The 15,471-nt window shown below is 63.4% G+C and carries 12 protein-coding genes; 7 read left to right on the top strand and 5 right to left on the bottom strand.

All coding sequences use genetic code 11. The annotated features are described in order from the left end of the window. Positions 1-121: 121 nt before the first annotated feature. From PSEEN_RS06245 to PSEEN_RS06235, 3 genes are all read right to left on the bottom strand, one after another. Positions 122-1,468 (bottom strand): ATP-binding protein, encoded by a 1,347-nt coding sequence (locus tag PSEEN_RS06245; protein WP_011532639.1) that lies wholly within the window; start codon positions 1,466-1,468, stop codon positions 122-124. Next, positions 1,465-2,142: a response regulator gene (locus PSEEN_RS06240; protein ID WP_011532638.1), complete on the bottom strand. Its 678-nt coding sequence runs from the start codon at positions 2,140-2,142 to the stop codon at positions 1,465-1,467. Before PSEEN_RS06240 ends, PSEEN_RS06245 begins: the two co-directional genes overlap by 4 nt. A 128-nt stretch (positions 2,143-2,270) precedes the next feature. After that, complete coding sequence (locus tag PSEEN_RS06235) at positions 2,271-2,876, bottom strand: outer membrane protein (RefSeq protein ID WP_011532637.1); 606 nt, start codon at positions 2,874-2,876, stop codon at positions 2,271-2,273. 134 nt (positions 2,877-3,010) lie between these two features. Here PSEEN_RS06235 and PSEEN_RS06230 point away from each other — a divergent pair, with 134 nt between their 5' ends. Continuing rightward, positions 3,011-3,802, top strand: coding sequence for a dienelactone hydrolase family protein (locus PSEEN_RS06230; RefSeq protein WP_011532636.1), 792 nt, complete (start codon positions 3,011-3,013; stop codon positions 3,800-3,802). A gap of 148 nt (positions 3,803-3,950) precedes the next feature. Next, positions 3,951-4,652, top strand: a complete 702-nt coding sequence (locus PSEEN_RS06225; RefSeq protein WP_011532635.1) for a 4'-phosphopantetheinyl transferase family protein — start codon at positions 3,951-3,953, stop codon at positions 4,650-4,652. Here the strand turns inward: PSEEN_RS06225 and PSEEN_RS06220 are convergent. Both PSEEN_RS06220 and PSEEN_RS06215 read right to left on the bottom strand, forming a co-directional pair. Then, positions 4,649-6,253 (bottom strand): ATP-binding protein, encoded by a 1,605-nt coding sequence (locus PSEEN_RS06220; protein ID WP_011532634.1) that lies wholly within the window; start codon positions 6,251-6,253, stop codon positions 4,649-4,651. The two genes, PSEEN_RS06225 and PSEEN_RS06220, sit on opposite strands and share 4 nt — an antisense overlap. Then, complete coding sequence (locus PSEEN_RS06215) at positions 6,250-6,945, bottom strand: response regulator (RefSeq protein WP_011532633.1); 696 nt, start codon at positions 6,943-6,945, stop codon at positions 6,250-6,252. Before PSEEN_RS06215 ends, PSEEN_RS06220 begins: the two co-directional genes overlap by 4 nt. 802 nt (positions 6,946-7,747) lie before the next feature. Between PSEEN_RS06215 and PSEEN_RS06210 the strand changes: the two genes are divergently transcribed. The 5 genes from PSEEN_RS06210 (at position 7,748) to PSEEN_RS06190 (ending at position 15,455) form a co-directional block, all read left to right on the top strand. Then, positions 7,748-10,624 (top strand): ribonucleoside-diphosphate reductase subunit alpha, encoded by a 2,877-nt coding sequence (locus tag PSEEN_RS06210; protein WP_011532632.1) that lies wholly within the window; start codon positions 7,748-7,750, stop codon positions 10,622-10,624. Between the two features lie 613 nt (positions 10,625-11,237). Next, on the top strand, positions 11,238-12,485 hold the full coding sequence (locus PSEEN_RS06205; RefSeq protein ID WP_011532631.1) for a ribonucleotide-diphosphate reductase subunit beta: 1,248 nt from the start codon (positions 11,238-11,240) through the stop codon (positions 12,483-12,485). A 615-nt stretch (positions 12,486-13,100) separates the two neighbouring features. Beyond that, positions 13,101-13,637, top strand: a complete 537-nt coding sequence (locus PSEEN_RS06200; RefSeq protein WP_011532630.1) for a BRO-N domain-containing protein — start codon at positions 13,101-13,103, stop codon at positions 13,635-13,637. Between the two features lie 328 nt (positions 13,638-13,965). After that, on the top strand, positions 13,966-14,226 hold the full coding sequence (locus PSEEN_RS06195; RefSeq protein ID WP_011532629.1) for a helix-turn-helix domain-containing protein: 261 nt from the start codon (positions 13,966-13,968) through the stop codon (positions 14,224-14,226). Beyond that, a complete protein-coding gene (locus PSEEN_RS06190) occupies positions 14,226-15,455 on the top strand; it encodes a type II toxin-antitoxin system HipA family toxin (protein ID WP_011532628.1) in 1,230 nt (409 codons plus the stop codon). The genes PSEEN_RS06195 and PSEEN_RS06190 overlap by 1 nt, the downstream gene beginning before the upstream one ends. The last annotated feature ends 16 nt before the right edge of the window (positions 15,456-15,471 follow it).

Genomic DNA, 15,471 nt, shown 5'->3' with positions numbered 1-15,471 from the left:
TGCTGCTGCTCTGAATGCACACCCCCCTGTAGGAGCGGCTTCAGCCGCGAAACAAGCAACGCGGAGCCTGGCACCGGCTACGCCGGTGTTCGCGGCTAAAGCCGCTCCTACACGTGCGGGGTCATTCCAAACGGAAGGCAATCCGGAACGCAGCGCCACCCAACACCGAATCCCCCAGGCTCAACTCGGCGTCATAGCTGTCGATGATGTCCTTGACCACCGCCAACCCGATTCCCTGCCCCGGGTGCTGGCGATCCAACCGCTCGCCACGCTCGAGAATGCGCTCGCGCTGGTGAGGGGGCACACCCGGGCCATCGTCCTCGACCCACAGGTCCAGCCGCCCAGGCACCTCGCGCAGGCTCACCCGCACTTGCCCCAGGCACAGCCGGTAGGCGTTCTCCAGCAGGTTGCCGAGCAACTCGAGCAAGGCGCCCTGCTCCATCGGCACTCGTGCCTGGGCAGGCACGTCGAGACTGACTTCGACACGCTTGTCGCGGTACACCTTGGCCAAGGTGCTGCACAGGCTGTCGAGCAGCGGCTTGAGCTCGACCTGGTGGCGCACCAGGCCGCTCTTGCGCAGGCTGGCGCGCTGCAACTGGTAGTCGATCTGCTGGCTCATGCGGTCAATCTGGCTTTGCAGCACCCGCGCCTGCTCGGGCTCGCTCTTGCCCTGGGCCATGCCCTCGCCCACCCCCTGCAGCACCGCCAACGGCGTTTTCAGGCTGTGGGCCAAATCATCGAGGGAATCGCGATAGCGCTGACGCTGCTCACGCTCGCTGCGCAGCAGGCGGTTGAGCGAGCCCGTCAGGCGCAAGAGTTCGCGCGGATGTTCGCGGCTCAAACCGTCACGGGCGCCGGACTCCACCTCGTCCAGCTCGCGGCTGAGCCGACGCAGCGAACGCAGCCCCCAGGTCAAGCCGGCCCAGAGCAGCACCATCAGTGCCAGCAAGGCCGCACCGAAACCCAGGTAGAGCTTTTCGCGCAGGCCGCTCAGGGTGGCGTGGTACTCGCTCACCGGCTGCAACGCCACGATGCTGAACGCCGCGCTCTTGCCCCCCAGCAGCTTGACCTCCACGTCATAGACGAAGAACTCCTCGCCATCGGTCTGGTGAATGCGCGCGAACTCGTTGCCGCGCCCGTCGTAGCGCGGTTGATAGTTGATGTTCTGGTTGCGCGTGGCCCGCGATTGCCACACCAGCTTGCCCTGGCGATCGAAGATATAGCCCAGCAGGCCGGTGTACGGCAGGTTGAAGCGCTCGTCGGGCAACAGGGCGGGCATCTGCAACTGGCCATGTTCGACACGCGCTGCAGAGATCAGGGTGGTCACGTCCGAGGCCAGGCGCTGCTCGATCGACTCCTGCAACGCCAGGCTGAAGGCCTTCTGCAAGGCTGGCAGCAGCGCCAGCATGAACAACAGCGCCAGCACCGCCGCCGCCAGCATCAGGCGCACGCGCAGCGAGCGGATCATCGGCAGCGCTCGGTGAACAGGTAGCCCAGGCCACGCACGGTGTCGATCGGCTTGAAGCCGTTGTCCCCTTCGAGCTTGCGCCGCAGGCGGCCGACCAGCACCTCGATGACATTGGGGTCGCGCTCCTCGTCGTCGGGGTACAGTTGCTCCATCAGCCGGTCCTTGGCCACCACCTGCTGGTGGTGGCGCATGAGGTATTCGAGGATGCGGTACTCGTAGGCGGTCAGCGCCAGCGGCGCGTCATCCAGTGTGGCCTGCTTGCGGTTGAGGTCGAGCACCAGGGGGCCGGCGGCGATGGTCGACTGGGTGAAGCCGCTGGAGCGGCGCAGCAAGGCGTTCAAGCGCGCCTCGAGCTCTTCGAACTGGAAGGGTTTGACCACGTAGTCGTCGGCCCCGGCGGCCAGGCCCTCGACCTTGTCCTGCCAGTTGCCGCGTGCGGTGAGAATCAGAATGGGGAATGTCTGGCCAAGGCTGCGCAGCTGGCGGATCAGGTCCAGCCCGCTCATCCCCGGCAGGCCCAGGTCGATCACCGCCAGGTCGTGGTTGTACTGCTCGGCCTGGTACAGGGCTTCCTCCGCGTTGGCCACCGCCTGGACCACGTGCCCGCCTTCGCCCAGGCGCGTGAACAGGTGATGACGCAGCAGCGCCTCGTCCTCGACCACCAGCAATTTCATGCGGATCTCCTTTCAATGGGGAATGCCTGTGCCGGCCTCATCGCGGGTAAACCCGCTCCCACAGGTGGTGCACAACCCTGTAGGAGCGGGTTTACCCGCGATGAGGCCGGTACAGGATAACAGCGGCCTCAGAACTTGTAGGTAGCCGCCAGGTACGTCTGCGCGCTGCTGGTCAGGCGCAGGGTGCCATCTTTCGGGCCGCCATGGCTGCCGATCTCGGTGCTGGCATTGCTGCGCAGGTAACGGTAGCCCAGCTCGACCGAGGTGTTGTCGGTCACTTCCTGAAGCACGCCGGCCTGCAGGCCAACGGCGTAGCCGTAGTCGGTGTCGCGACGCGCGCCGGGCGAATCCTGGGTCAGCTTGGTCATGCCCAGGCTGCCGCCGCCGAACAGTTTGGTGGTATCGCCGATCGGCAGGAACAGGTCGTAGCTGCCGAGCAGGTTTTCCTGGCGCAGCTTGACGCCGCTGTGATCGCCCGAGACGTTGTCGTAGGTCATGTAGTAGCGACCCTGGTCGTTGATCTTGCCCACACGCACGCCCCAGGTGTCGTCCTTGCCGATGATGCCGTCGGCGTTCAGGTGGTCGGTGTTGCGTTGCAGCAGGCCGGACTTGCGCACCTTGTCGCTGGTCTGGCCGTAAGTCAGGCTGGCGAAGTTGTCATCGGCCTGGGCGACGGTGGTGAGGCCGGCGGCGCAAACGGCCATGGCGGCGATCAAAGTATTGAGGGTTTTCATGGTTCAGGTACTCCGGTTGAATGCGTTGTTGCTGTCTGGGGGCTAGAGTAGGGAGGACGCCCTGAACCGCCGCTGAACCCAGCCTGAACCTCGGCTGAACGAACCGACCGATGTCCAAAGAAGGAGCTTTGACCATGCGTTACCTGCTTGCGTTGGCCCTGCTGTGCAGTACCGCCCTCGCCCAGGCGGCGGTGCAGACCCGCGAGATCCGCTACCAGGATGCCGACGGCACCGCCCTGATCGGCTACTACGCCTACGACGACGCCGTCGAAGGCAGGCGCCCCGGCGTGGTGGTGGTGCATGAGTGGTGGGGGTTGAACGACTACGCCAAGCGCCGCGCCCGTGATTTCGCGGCGCTGGGCTACAACGCCCTGGCCATCGACATGTATGGCGACGGCAAGCACACCGACCATCCGCAGGACGCCCAGGCGTTCATGGCGGCGGCGATGAAAGACCCCGAGGCAGCGGCCCGGCGCTTCGATGCTGGCCTGGAACTGCTGAAACTGCAGCCCAACACCAACAAGCACCAACTGGCCGCCGTGGGCTACTGCTTCGGTGGCAAGGTGGTGCTGGATGCCGCGCGCCGGGGTGAGAAGCTCGACGCCGTGGTGAGCTTCCATGGCGCGCTGGTGACCCAGACGCCGGCCAAGCCGGGGGTGATCCGGGCGAAGATCCTGGTAGAACACGGCGAGGCTGACAGCATGGTCACGCCGGAACAGGTGGCGGCGTTCAAGGCGGAAATGGATGCGGCCGGGGCAGACTACAAGTTCGTCGGGATCCCCGGGGCCAAGCACGGGTTCACCAACCCCGATGCCGACCGCTTGAGCCATGGCGAGCATGGCGGGCCGGATATCGGCTATGACAAGGCGGCGGATGAGAGCTCGTGGAAGGATATGCAGGCGTTCTTCAAGACCGCGTTCGATTGAAGATCGCCAGGGCCGTTTCACGGCCCATCGCCGGCAAGCCGGCCCCTACGATGCCCTTCTGTAGGAGCCGGCTTGCCGGCGATGGGCTGCAAAGCAGCCCCAAAATCTCCGCTCCACCACCCGCCCAGGCGCTGGCACAATACCCGCCATGAACAGACTCCCGACCTGCTGCGCCCCCCTTCAGCACCATTGGCCCCTGCCCCGCCCGGTCGCCGGCGCGGTGCTGGTCAGCTGCGCCTTCGACCCGGCCAACCTTGCGCCCGACGACTTCCAGCGCGCCGGCATCACCCAGACCGCCAGCCTGCAACGCTCTGTCGCCAAGCGCCAGGCCGAATACCTGGCCGGCCGGGTCTGCGCCCGTGAAGCCCTGCGGATCCTGGACGGCCGCGACCATGCGCCGGCCAGCCACGAAGACCGTTCCCCCATCTGGCCGGCCGGCATCCATGGCTCGATCACCCACGGCCAAGGCTGGGCTGCGGCGGTGGTCGCCGCCGATGGCCCGTGCCGTGGCCTGGGCCTGGACCAGGAAACCCTGCTGAGCGAGGAGCGCGCCGAACGCCTGGCCGGCGAAATTCTCACGCCCCCGGAGATGGAGCGCCTGGACCGCAGCCAGCAGGCCCTGGCCGTGACCCTGACCTTCTCGCTCAAGGAGAGCCTGTTCAAGACGCTCTACCCGCTGACCAAACAGCGCTTCTACTTCGAGCACGCCGAACTGCTGAGCTGGTCCGCCGACGGCCACGCCCGCCTGCGCCTGCTCACCGACCTGTCGCCCGAATGGCACCACGGCGTCGAACTCGATGGCCAGTTCTGCGTGCAGGACGACCACCTGCTCAGCCTGATCAGCGTCTAGTCGCGCGGTTGCTCACGCGGCCAGCTCAGGCTGAAACAGGCGCCGCCCAACTGCTCGCTGCGCCCAACCAAGGCGCGGCCGCCATGCCAGTAGATGATCCTGCGCACAATCGACAGGCCCAACCCATGCCCACCGGACGCACGGGTGCGACTGTCATCGAGCCGGGTGAACGGGGTGAAAATCCGGTCCCAGACACCTTCCGGAATCCCCGGCCCGTCGTCCTCCACATCGATGCGGCAACGCTGCTGGCCGATCTGATAGCTCAGGCGCACCTCGGATTCGGCATGGCGCATGGCATTGCTCACCAGGTTCTGCAGGGCACGGTGCAAGTAGCGCGGCTCGGCTTCAACCCGGGCGCCGGCACCCTCCAGGCCCTGGCACTCACCCCGCACCACCTTCACCTCGGCCCGCAGCGGCGCCAGCTCCTCGATCACCCGCGCCAGCAGCTCATCCAGATCCACTACTCGGAAATGCAGGGCCGGCGCGCCTTGCTCCAGGCGGGCGTAGGTCAGCATCTCGTCTACAAGCCGGTCCAGGTCCTGGATGTCGCCGTCCATGCCGGCCAGGTGCTTGGCGCGCGCCTGCTCGGTGCTGGCGCACTCGATCATCTCCAGGCCGAAGCGCAGCCGCGCCACCGGCGTGCGCAGCTCGTGGGACACCGCCCGCACCAGCTCGCGCTGCATGGTCAGCGAGCGCTGCAAGTGCTCGGCCATGCCATTGAAGGCAGCGGCCAGGCGCCCGACCGAGTCGGCGTCGCCCGCCGGCACCCGGGTGTCCAGGCTGCCCTGGGCGATGCGCGAAGCCGCCACCTCCAGGCCCGACACCCGCCGCTCCAGCTGGCGCACCAGCAGGTAGACCACCAGCCCGATCAGGCACAGCCCCAGAAAGGCGATCAGGATCAGCAATTGCGGCGGATAGGGGTTGAGCTGGTACAGCGGGCCGATCTCCAGCACCCAAGGCGACCCGGCAAGCCCCGAGAACACGCGGATCGAGTCGCCATCCTTGCCCAGCGCCATCACCGTATCGCCCTCCTCCACCCGACGCCGCTGGTCGTCGTCCAGCGCCGCCCGTTCGATGCGCTGCAAGGCGATGTCGAAACCAAAACCTTTGCTCTGCCTGAGCTGCGCCAGGCGCGCCTGCTGCTCGGTCACCGGGTAGCGCACGAGTTCGTCGGCCAATAGATAAAGAGTCGCGCGGGCCAACTGCTCGCTGATCTGCTTCACCTCGGCCACCAGCAACACATCTTCGTGGCCGACCCGGCGCAGTACCCGGGCCGCATGCGGGCCGGTCTTCTCGACCACGACCAGGTCGCGGTACAGGCGCGCACGCTGCCCACCGTCGAGGGTGAAGCCCGACATCGGTTGCAGGTCCAGCGGCACGCCAAGCAGGCGCTCCCAGATCACCAGCGAGCGGGTGCGCTCCACCGCGTTCTGCTGCGCCAGGTTGTCGGCCATCAGGCTGAAGGTGCCCTGGGCCAGGCGCTCGCGGTGCTGGCCGGCGCGGATCTCGTTGACCAGGTGCAGGCTGAGCACACCGAGCACGGCCACCAGCACCAGCACGGCGAGCATGCCGCCATAGATGCGCAGGAAGATCGAGTTCATGGCGCCTCGCCGACAAACAGGTAGCCCTTGCTGCGCAGGGTCTTGATCAGGCGCGGGGTGATCGGGTCGTCGCCGATCTTGGGGCGGATCTTGGAGATGCGCACGTCGATGGAGCGGTCCTGGCCGTCGTAGCCGACGCCGCGCAGCGAGGTGAAGATCTCCTCGCGGGACAACACCCGCCCGGCGTTGCTGGCCAGCAGCCAGAGCAGGTCGAATTCGGCGCCGGTCAGCTCGATGAGTTGGCCACCCAGGCGTGCCTCACGCTGGCGGCTATCTATATGCAGCGGGCCGAAGGTCAGGTCCTGGCGCCGCTCCGGGGCTTCGCTGCGGCGCAGCAGGGCCGTGATGCGCGCCAGCAGCAGGCGTGGGCGTACCGGCTTGCAGACGTAGTCGTCGGCGCCCAGGTCCAGGCCCTGGACCTGGTCGAGCTCGTCGCTGCGGGCGGTGAGCATGAGGATGGGGCCGGCGTACTGGCCACGCACGCGGCGGCAGATGCTCAGGCCGTCCTCGCCAGGCAGCATCAGGTCGAGGATCACCAGGTCGGGCTGGCTGTCGATGATGCGCCGCGCAGCGCGGCCACCGTCGCCCTCCACCGCCACCTCGAAACCGTTGGCCTGGAGGTATTCGGCGGTGAGCTCGGCGAGGCGCTGGTCGTCCTCGACGATGAGGATGCGGTTTGCTGGCTGGTCCATGGCCTTACCTTACGTTGGTCTTTTATTGTTGTGCTTGCGCTGGCTGTTCCGGCCTCTTCGCCGGCAAGGCCGGCTCCTACAGGTCTGCGCTCGCGTTGCTATCGCAACTGCCTGATCCGCTGGAAAATTCCCTTTCACCAAAGCGCAACATCGCCTGCCGATACTACGTCCCGCCCCCACCCCTGCCAACCACGCTAAACGCCCCTCGACTGAACCGTTTTTTGTGATAGGGTTCGCGCCCGCAAAATTCTGCGCAGAGGCGTAGCACAGGTAAAAAATAGTGCAAACCTCTTGGGATAAGGCTTACAGCAAAAACCCACAAAGTACCCACAAGTTATCCACAGGCGCTCGCCTTGCAAAGCCCCCCAGACCGCATTATCTTGTATCCCTATCGCAGCGAACCACTAGATGTTGGGTTTCGTGCAAAATCACAAACACAAGTCAACAGGCAAATTCAAGCGAATTTACCGACTGAACTTAACGTGATTCCAGCAGCCAAACCGCTCCTGCGGAGGCCACCGATGCAAGCCCCAAGACGGCCTTGTTCGGGTATGAGTGTTGCAGGCACCACCTCGCACTCATTCAGCAACAGATTTTGGGTACGCCCAGAACCTTTGACTTCGGCCAGGGAGCGGCAGGTTATTGCCCCTTATTCCTGAGTCTGTCCCGAAGTCGGTATGCCCGAGCGGGCGGATGCGTGTGTTTCACGCGCGTCCCCGCCCGGGCCATCGAGCAAGTGGACGGAACGGTGGGCGCCTTATAAAGCGCCTGAACAAACTAGAAACTGTGGAGACACCCACCCATGCAAACCGACACGACTCGCGAGAACCCGCAGGCTTTGGCGCCGCAGGCCGAATCCAACCAGGATCTGACTGCCACCGCTCCAGGCCAACTGCGCGTGATCAAGCGCAACGGCACTGTCGTCCCCTACACCGACGACAAGATCACCGTGGCCATCACCAAGGCGTTCCTCGCAGTTGAAGGCGGCACCGCCGCCGCCTCGTCGCGCATCCACGACACCGTCGCGCGCCTGACCGAGCAGGTCACCGCCACGTTCAAGCGTCGCATGCCATCGGGTGGCACCATCCACATCGAAGAAATCCAGGACCAGGTCGAACTGGCCCTGATGCGCGCCGGCGAGCAGAAAGTCGCCCGCGACTACGTGATCTACCGCGACCAGCGCGCCAAAGAGCGCGCCACCCGCGCCAACACCGACGCCGTGGTCGAGCCGCACCCAAGCATCCGCATCACCCTGGCCGACGGCAGCCTGGCGCCGCTGGACATGGCCCGCCTGAACACCATCATCAGCGAAGCCTGCGAAGGCCTGGCCGAAGTCGATGGCGAGCTGATCCAGCGCGAAACCCTGAAGAACCTCTACGACGGCGTGGCCCTGAAAGACGTCAACACCGCCCTGGTGATGACCGCCCGCACCCTGGTAGAGCGTGAGCCGAACTACTCGTTCGTCACCGCCCGCCTGCTGATGGACACCCTGCGCGCCGAAGGCCTGGGCTTCCTGAACGTCGCCGACAGCGCCACCCACCACGAGATGGCCGACCTGTACGCGAAAGCGCTGCCGGCCTACGTCGAGAAAGGCGTCGAGTTCGAACTGCTGGACCCAGCGCTCAAAGGTTACGACCTGGAGCGCATGGGCAAGGCGATCAACCACGAGCGCGACCAGCAGTTCACCTACCTGGGCCTGCAGACCCTCTACGACCGCTACTTCATCCACAAGGATGGCGTGCGCTTCGAGCTGCCGCAGGTGTTCTTCATGCGTGTGGCCATGGGCCTGGCGCTGGAAGAGAAAGACAAGGAAGCCCGTGCGATCGAGTTCTACAACCTGTTGTCGTCCTTCGACTACATGGCCTCGACCCCGACCCTGTTCAACGCCGGCACCCTGCGCCCGCAGCTGTCCAGCTGCTACCTGACCACCGTGCCGGACGACCTGTCGGGCATCTACCACGCGATCCACGACAACGCCATGCTGTCGAAATTCGCCGGTGGCCTGGGCAACGACTGGACCCCGGTACGCGCCCTGGGCTCGTACATCAAGGGCACCAACGGCAAGTCGCAAGGCGTCGTGCCGTTCCTGAAAGTGGTCAACGACACCGCCGTCGCCGTGAACCAGGGTGGCAAGCGCAAAGGCGCCGTGTGCGCCTACCTGGAAACCTGGCACCTCGACATCGAAGAATTCATCGAGCTGCGCAAGAACACCGGTGATGACCGCCGTCGTACCCACGACATGAACACCGCCAACTGGATCCCTGACCTGTTCATGAAGCGCGTCTTCGATGACGGCAAGTGGACCCTGTTCTCGCCATCGGAAGTGCCTGACCTGCACGACCTGACCGGCAAGGCCTTCGAAGAGCGCTACGAGTACTACGAAGCCCTGACCGAGTACAACAAGATCAAGGTGTTCAAGACCATCCAGGCCAAAGACCTGTGGCGCAAGATGCTGTCGATGCTGTTCGAGACCGGCCACCCGTGGCTGACCTTCAAGGACCCGTGCAACCTGCGTTCGCCGCAGCAGCACGTGGGCGTGGTCCACAGCTCGAACCTGTGCACCGAGATCACCCTGAACACCAACAAGGATGAGATCGCGGTCTGCAACCTGGGCTCGATCAACCTGCCGAACCACATCGTCGACGGCAAGCTGGACACCGCCAAGCTGCAACGCACCGTGAACACCGCCGTGCGCATGCTCGACAACGTGATCGACATCAACTACTACTCGGTGCCGCAAGCGCGCAACTCGAACTTCAAGCACCGCCCGGTTGGCCTGGGCATCATGGGCTTCCAGGACGCGCTCTACCTGCAGCACATCCCGTACGGTTCGGACGCTGCGGTCGAGTTCGCCGACAAGTCGATGGAAGCGGTCAGCTACTACGCGATCCAGGCTTCCTGCGACCTGGCCGACGAGCGCGGCGCCTACGAGACCTTCCAGGGTTCGCTGTGGTCCAAGGGCATCCTGCCGCTGGACAGCCAGCAGATCCTGATCGAGGCCCGTGGCCAGAAGTACATCGACGTCGACCTGACCGAGAGCCTGGACTGGGCACCGGTGCGCGAGCGCGTCAAGAAAGGTATTCGTAACTCGAACATCATGGCCATCGCGCCGACCGCGACCATCGCCAACATTACCGGCGTGTCGCAGTCCATCGAGCCGACCTACCAGAACCTGTACGTGAAATCGAACCTGTCGGGCGAATTCACCGTGATCAACCCGTACCTGGTCCGCGACCTGAAGGCCCGCGGCCTGTGGGACTCGGTCATGATCAACGACCTGAAGTACTACGATGGTTCCGTGCAGCAGATCGAGCGTATCCCGCAAGAGCTGAAAGACCTGTACGCCACCGCGTTCGAAGTCGAGACCAAGTGGATCGTCGACGCCGCCTCCCGTCGCCAGAAGTGGATCGACCAGGCCCAGTCGCTGAACCTGTACATCGCCGGCGCTTCGGGCAAGAAGCTGGACGTGACCTACCGCATGGCCTGGTACCGTGGTCTGAAGACCACCTACTACCTCCGTGCCCTGGCCGCGACCAGCACCGAGAAGTCGACCATCAACACCGGCAAGCTCAACGCCGTGTCGAGCGGCGGCGACAGCGCCCCGGTCCAGGCCGCAGGTCCTGCGCCAGTGCCGAAGGCTTGCGCCATCGACGAGCCGGATTGCGAAGCCTGCCAATAAGGCCTTCGCAGCGCTGAGCTGACCATGCCGCCTCAACCACCCTCACGGGTGGTTGAGGCGGCATTTTTTTGCCCCGCTGCCAGCGCCCCTGTAGGAGCCGGCTTGCCGGCGAACAGGCCGGTACAGACAATCCCCCTCCAGGGTCATGCCCCAGATCAAAACACCATATGCTGTGGCAAATAAAAAAACCCACACAACATATAGGATCCGCTCGCATTTAGAGCTAGACTCTAACCCCAGTGAAAACAACCCGAATCGGCTGAACGCAAGCGCACAATCCCGGTCGAAAAATTACCACCGGCCGCGCCCTGCACCACCCCGATCCGACATGAATTCCGGTATACTTCGCCCCCCAAAAAAGGGTTGAACCAATGATCGACTGCGTGAAGCAAGCCCCACCGGGCCAGACCGCAGGTTTCATCGTTGCCGTACAGCTTTCAGGCGCCCTGCCCCCTCGCTCGAGTGCAGGCCAGGCGCTGACCCGAACACCTTCAAACGTGACGAGAGCCCGCTCTCACTGCCAGCCGCAGCGCCCCTTGGCGTCGCGCCGTACAGGCATCACTTCAAAATCCAACCGGTTGCCCCGCGCAACCCTCTAGCAGGAGCCAGGACCATGCTGAGCTGGGACGAATTCGACAAAGAAGACGGCGAAGTAGCCGCCAAGGCCAACACCCCCGCGCAGGCCGCCGCCACTACCCTCGACAAGCTCGACAGCGCCGGCGGTGCCGCCGCCCTGGAAGCCCGCGCCGCCACCGCCACTGACTCCGACGCCGTCAAGCGCGCCAAGGCTGCGCTGGACGCCCTGGACATCGCCGAAGGCCTGGCCGAGCTGGAAGGCTCCTCGGCCCGCGTCGCGGTCGATGAAAAGCGCATGATCAACTGCCGCGCCGACCTCAACCAGCTGGTGCCGTTCAAGTACGACTGGGCCTGGCAGAAGTACCTGGATGGCTGCGCCAACCACTGGATGCCGCAAGAGGTCAACATGACCGCCGACATCGCCCTGTGGAAGAGCATGGACGGCCTGACCGAAGACGAGCGCCGCATCGTCATGCGCAACCTCGGCTTCTTCTCCACCGCCGACTCGCTGGTGGCCAACAACCTGGCCCTGGCCGTGTACCGCCTGATCACCAACCCCGAGTGCCGCCAGTACATCCTGCGCCAGGCCTTCGAAGAGGCGATCCACACCCACGCCTACCAGTACTGCATCGAGTCGCTGGGCATGGATGAAGGCGAGATCTTCAACATGTACCACGAGATCCCATCGGTCGCGAAAAAAGCCGCCTGGGGCCTGAAGTACACCCGCGCCATCTCGGACCCGGAGTTCAACACCGGCACCGTCGAAACCGACAAAGAGCTGCTGCGCAACCTGATCGCCTACTACTGCGTACTGGAAGGCATCTTCTTCTACTGCGGCTTCACCCAGATCCTGTCCATGGGCCGCCGCAACAAGATGACCGGCGTCGCCGAGCAGTTCCAGTACATCCTGCGCGACGAGTCCATGCACCTGAACTTTGGCATCGACGTGATCAACCAGATCAAGATCGAGAACCCGCACCTGTGGGATGCCGCGATGAAGGAAGAGGCTACCCAGATGATTCTGCAGGGTACCCAGCTGGAGATCGAATACGCCCGTGACACCATGCCACGCGGTGTGTTGGGCATGAATGCGGCGATGATGGAGGATTACCTCAAGTTCATTGCCAACCGTCGACTGACCCAGATTGGTCTGAAGGAAGAGTATCCGGGGACTACTAACCCGTTCCCTTGGATGAGCGAGATCATGGACTTGAAGAAGGAGAAGAACTTCTTTGAGACTCGGGTTATTGAGTATCAGACTGGTGGTGCTCTGAGCTGGGATTGATCGTCCAGCTAACCAAGAAGGCTGCCTCTGGGCAGCCTTTTTTATGGGCCGTCACAATAGATTGGCTCCGCTCGAAAAATTGAGTGATGGCAGCCAGGTGCCCGTCTCAGATTTTGTGGCGATGCGTCAATCGAGCGCCGCCCGCGCGGCGCATCGCGGATGAATCCGCTCCTACATCGGTTGCAACGTGCCGCACCTGTTGGGCCATGGTTGCCAGCCTTGGCGCAAGGCTTGCGTCAGGCGGGGCGGCGGTAGCGCCAGCTGAAAATCCGCGTCGTACAAACAAGGCGAACAACCATGGCCTATTGGTCATGGTCACGTTGCAGCAAATGTAGGAGCGGATTCATCCGCGATGCGCCGCGCGGGCGGCGCTCGATTTCAAAAACACTGAAAATTTCGTGCCTAAACACGGCCCTCACGCTGATCGGGAGTGACTTCCCCGATCATTCATGAAGTACCTATTTTCAAGGTCACTCAAAAAAGAGAATCGCCCTACGAGTACACCGCCGTTTGCCGCGAACAGATCACGGTAAATTGTCTGCAGCGCTAAGAACGCTCACGCGGCGGAACCCCGTTCCCGTTAGAAACGGCTCTCCCTGATCTGGATGGCCCACCATGACTCACTTCTCCTCCACCCTCTTCACCCGCCACAACCGCCCTCTCCACACCCTCTGGCTCGAATCCCAAGCCTGGTTCTGCGCCCACGAACTCGGCCGGATGACCGGGCGCTTCTTCGACGAACACTGCATCCGCAAGCTCGACCCGGACCAGCATCGTACCGTGCAGCTGCTGCGCTACGGCCAGTACAGCGAGACCACGATGGTCAGCGAGTCCGGGGCCTATACCCTGCTGGCCCATCATCACATTCCGGAGAACCGCCACCTGCGCCACTGGCTGACCCACGAGGTGGTGGCGGTGCTGCGCGATGGGCGGGACGCGGCGCTGGACGACCTGCCGCGCCTGGGCAGGATGTGCTGGCCGGGTGGGCAGACGGCGAGTCTGTTGTATTGGCAGAGCGAGCCTTGGGTGCGGATGCGGGATGTGCCGGTGGTGATGGCGGCGGAAGTACCCGTGGTGGTGCCCGAGCGGCGCAAGCTGAGCTGGAAGGCCTGCGCGCAGCGGGCGTTGCGGTTGCATGGGGTTGGCGATTGAACCTTGCGCTCCACCAGAAGGGCTGCCCTGCAGCCCTATTCAACCCTGCCCTGGCTTCGTCTGGATGTGCTGGCGCTTGGCATCGCGCGTATAGCGAGCGATGCCAGTCATGCAGTCCAACTGCACCAGTAACACACAGAATATTGGATTAGATCGCCCGTAATCCGATCACGATTTTACCTTTCGGATCGATCCGACTATCAGCCAAGGCCCATCCTACGCCCATTTATAAGAGGTGCTATAGTCGTGCTTATCAGCCATAAGTATGCTTATAGAAGGCCTTAAGATGTCAATTTTACCTCTGATGTGTGCCGAAAGGTTAGTAAAGATGGGGCTTCTGATCAAAGCCAGGCGCCTGGAAAACAGAATCCGTCAAAAAGACCTGGCGGCGCAATCAGGGCTGTCCATCACAACCCTGGGCAAGATCGAAGCGGGTACGCCAAGCGTGGAGGTCCGCAGCTACCTGATCGCGCTATGGCATCTCGGCTTGCTGGATGACGTCTTCAAGGACCTATCGGTGCCCTCCCCCACGCCCTATTCCTCGGAGCACCGTGTACGCCTGAAGCAACTCTCGGAGGAAGATTTCTGATGGTTTCCCTGTACATCTACATGCAGCAACCGGACTCGAAGGAGGTGGTCACGCTAGGGCGCCTTACCGTCGAGAACCGCATTGGCGAATTCGTCTATAACCCCAGCTACTACAAGGCAGGAGGCTGGGTACCTGATCCATTTCGTTACCCGCTACGCGCCGAGCCCTACACGAACATTACCAAGAACGGCGGGCTGCCAGGTTTCATAAGGGATGCAGCCCCAGACGGTTGGGGCGAACGCCTTGCCATTCGAGAGCATGGCGGCGAACTGGAAGCTATCGGCTACCTTCAGAAATCACCCAACCATGATCGCGCCGGTTGCCTGATGGTCGGCAGCGACAAAACTGCACCGCAGGGCATCGGCCAAGCGGGGTTGGGTACGTTGACCCAGCTTGAGGCGTTCATTCAGTTCGCAGACGGGGTACAGGGTGGCTTCCCACCTGGAACGAACAGGGCGACCAGGGCGACCAAGGCAACACTGCAACAACGCTCGTCATTAGGTGGCGCCCGCCCCAAGTGCACCTTGGTCGATAACGGCCGGTTGATCCTGGCCAAACCCCGCGACCGCCATGACCTCTACGATATTCCGTCGCTCGAGTACGCATGCATGTCATTCGCTGCAAGCAAAGGCTTGAGTACTGCAGGCGTGCGACTGCATCGCGGCCAGGTCAATACATTGCTGGTCGACAGGTTTGACCGTGTGCCAACCCACGAAGGCAGATTCATCCGTGTCCCGATGCTGAGTGGACTGACACTGCTCGACAGCGGATGGCACGAGCGGGAAGACTGGAATAAGTGGCATTACGGCTATCTGGTGGACGAAATGCGCCGTCGGCGTGTGCCGGAGGCAGACCTCCAAGCGCTATTCAAGCGCATCTGTTTCAACATTCTTGTCGGCAATGACGATGACCACCCCAAGAACTCAGCGGTGATTTTCAAGGACGGTTGCTGGAGGCTTTCGCCAATGTACGACGTGGTGCCGACCACGGAGGGGGAAATGCCCGCACGACTGGCCATGGGTATCGGCATCCATGGGCACGAAATCTCCCGCAGAAACCTCCTGAGCCAAGTTGAACACTATGGCCTGTCACAGGCCCAGGCTGTTGCGGTCATTGAAGAGGTGGCCGACTGGAGGACCGACCTTGAAGCGCATTATCGTGAGCATCTGGCGGAGCCAGAGCTCAAGGTGGCGATGGCGGCTATAGGCGCCGTTAGACTTCTGGCCTAGGTCCGCCGCCACCTTG

Source organism: Pseudomonas entomophila L48 (assembly GCF_000026105.1).
GTDB lineage: Bacteria > Pseudomonadota > Gammaproteobacteria > Pseudomonadales > Pseudomonadaceae > Aquipseudomonas > Aquipseudomonas entomophila.
This window is presented reverse-complemented; position numbering and strand designations above follow the sequence as displayed.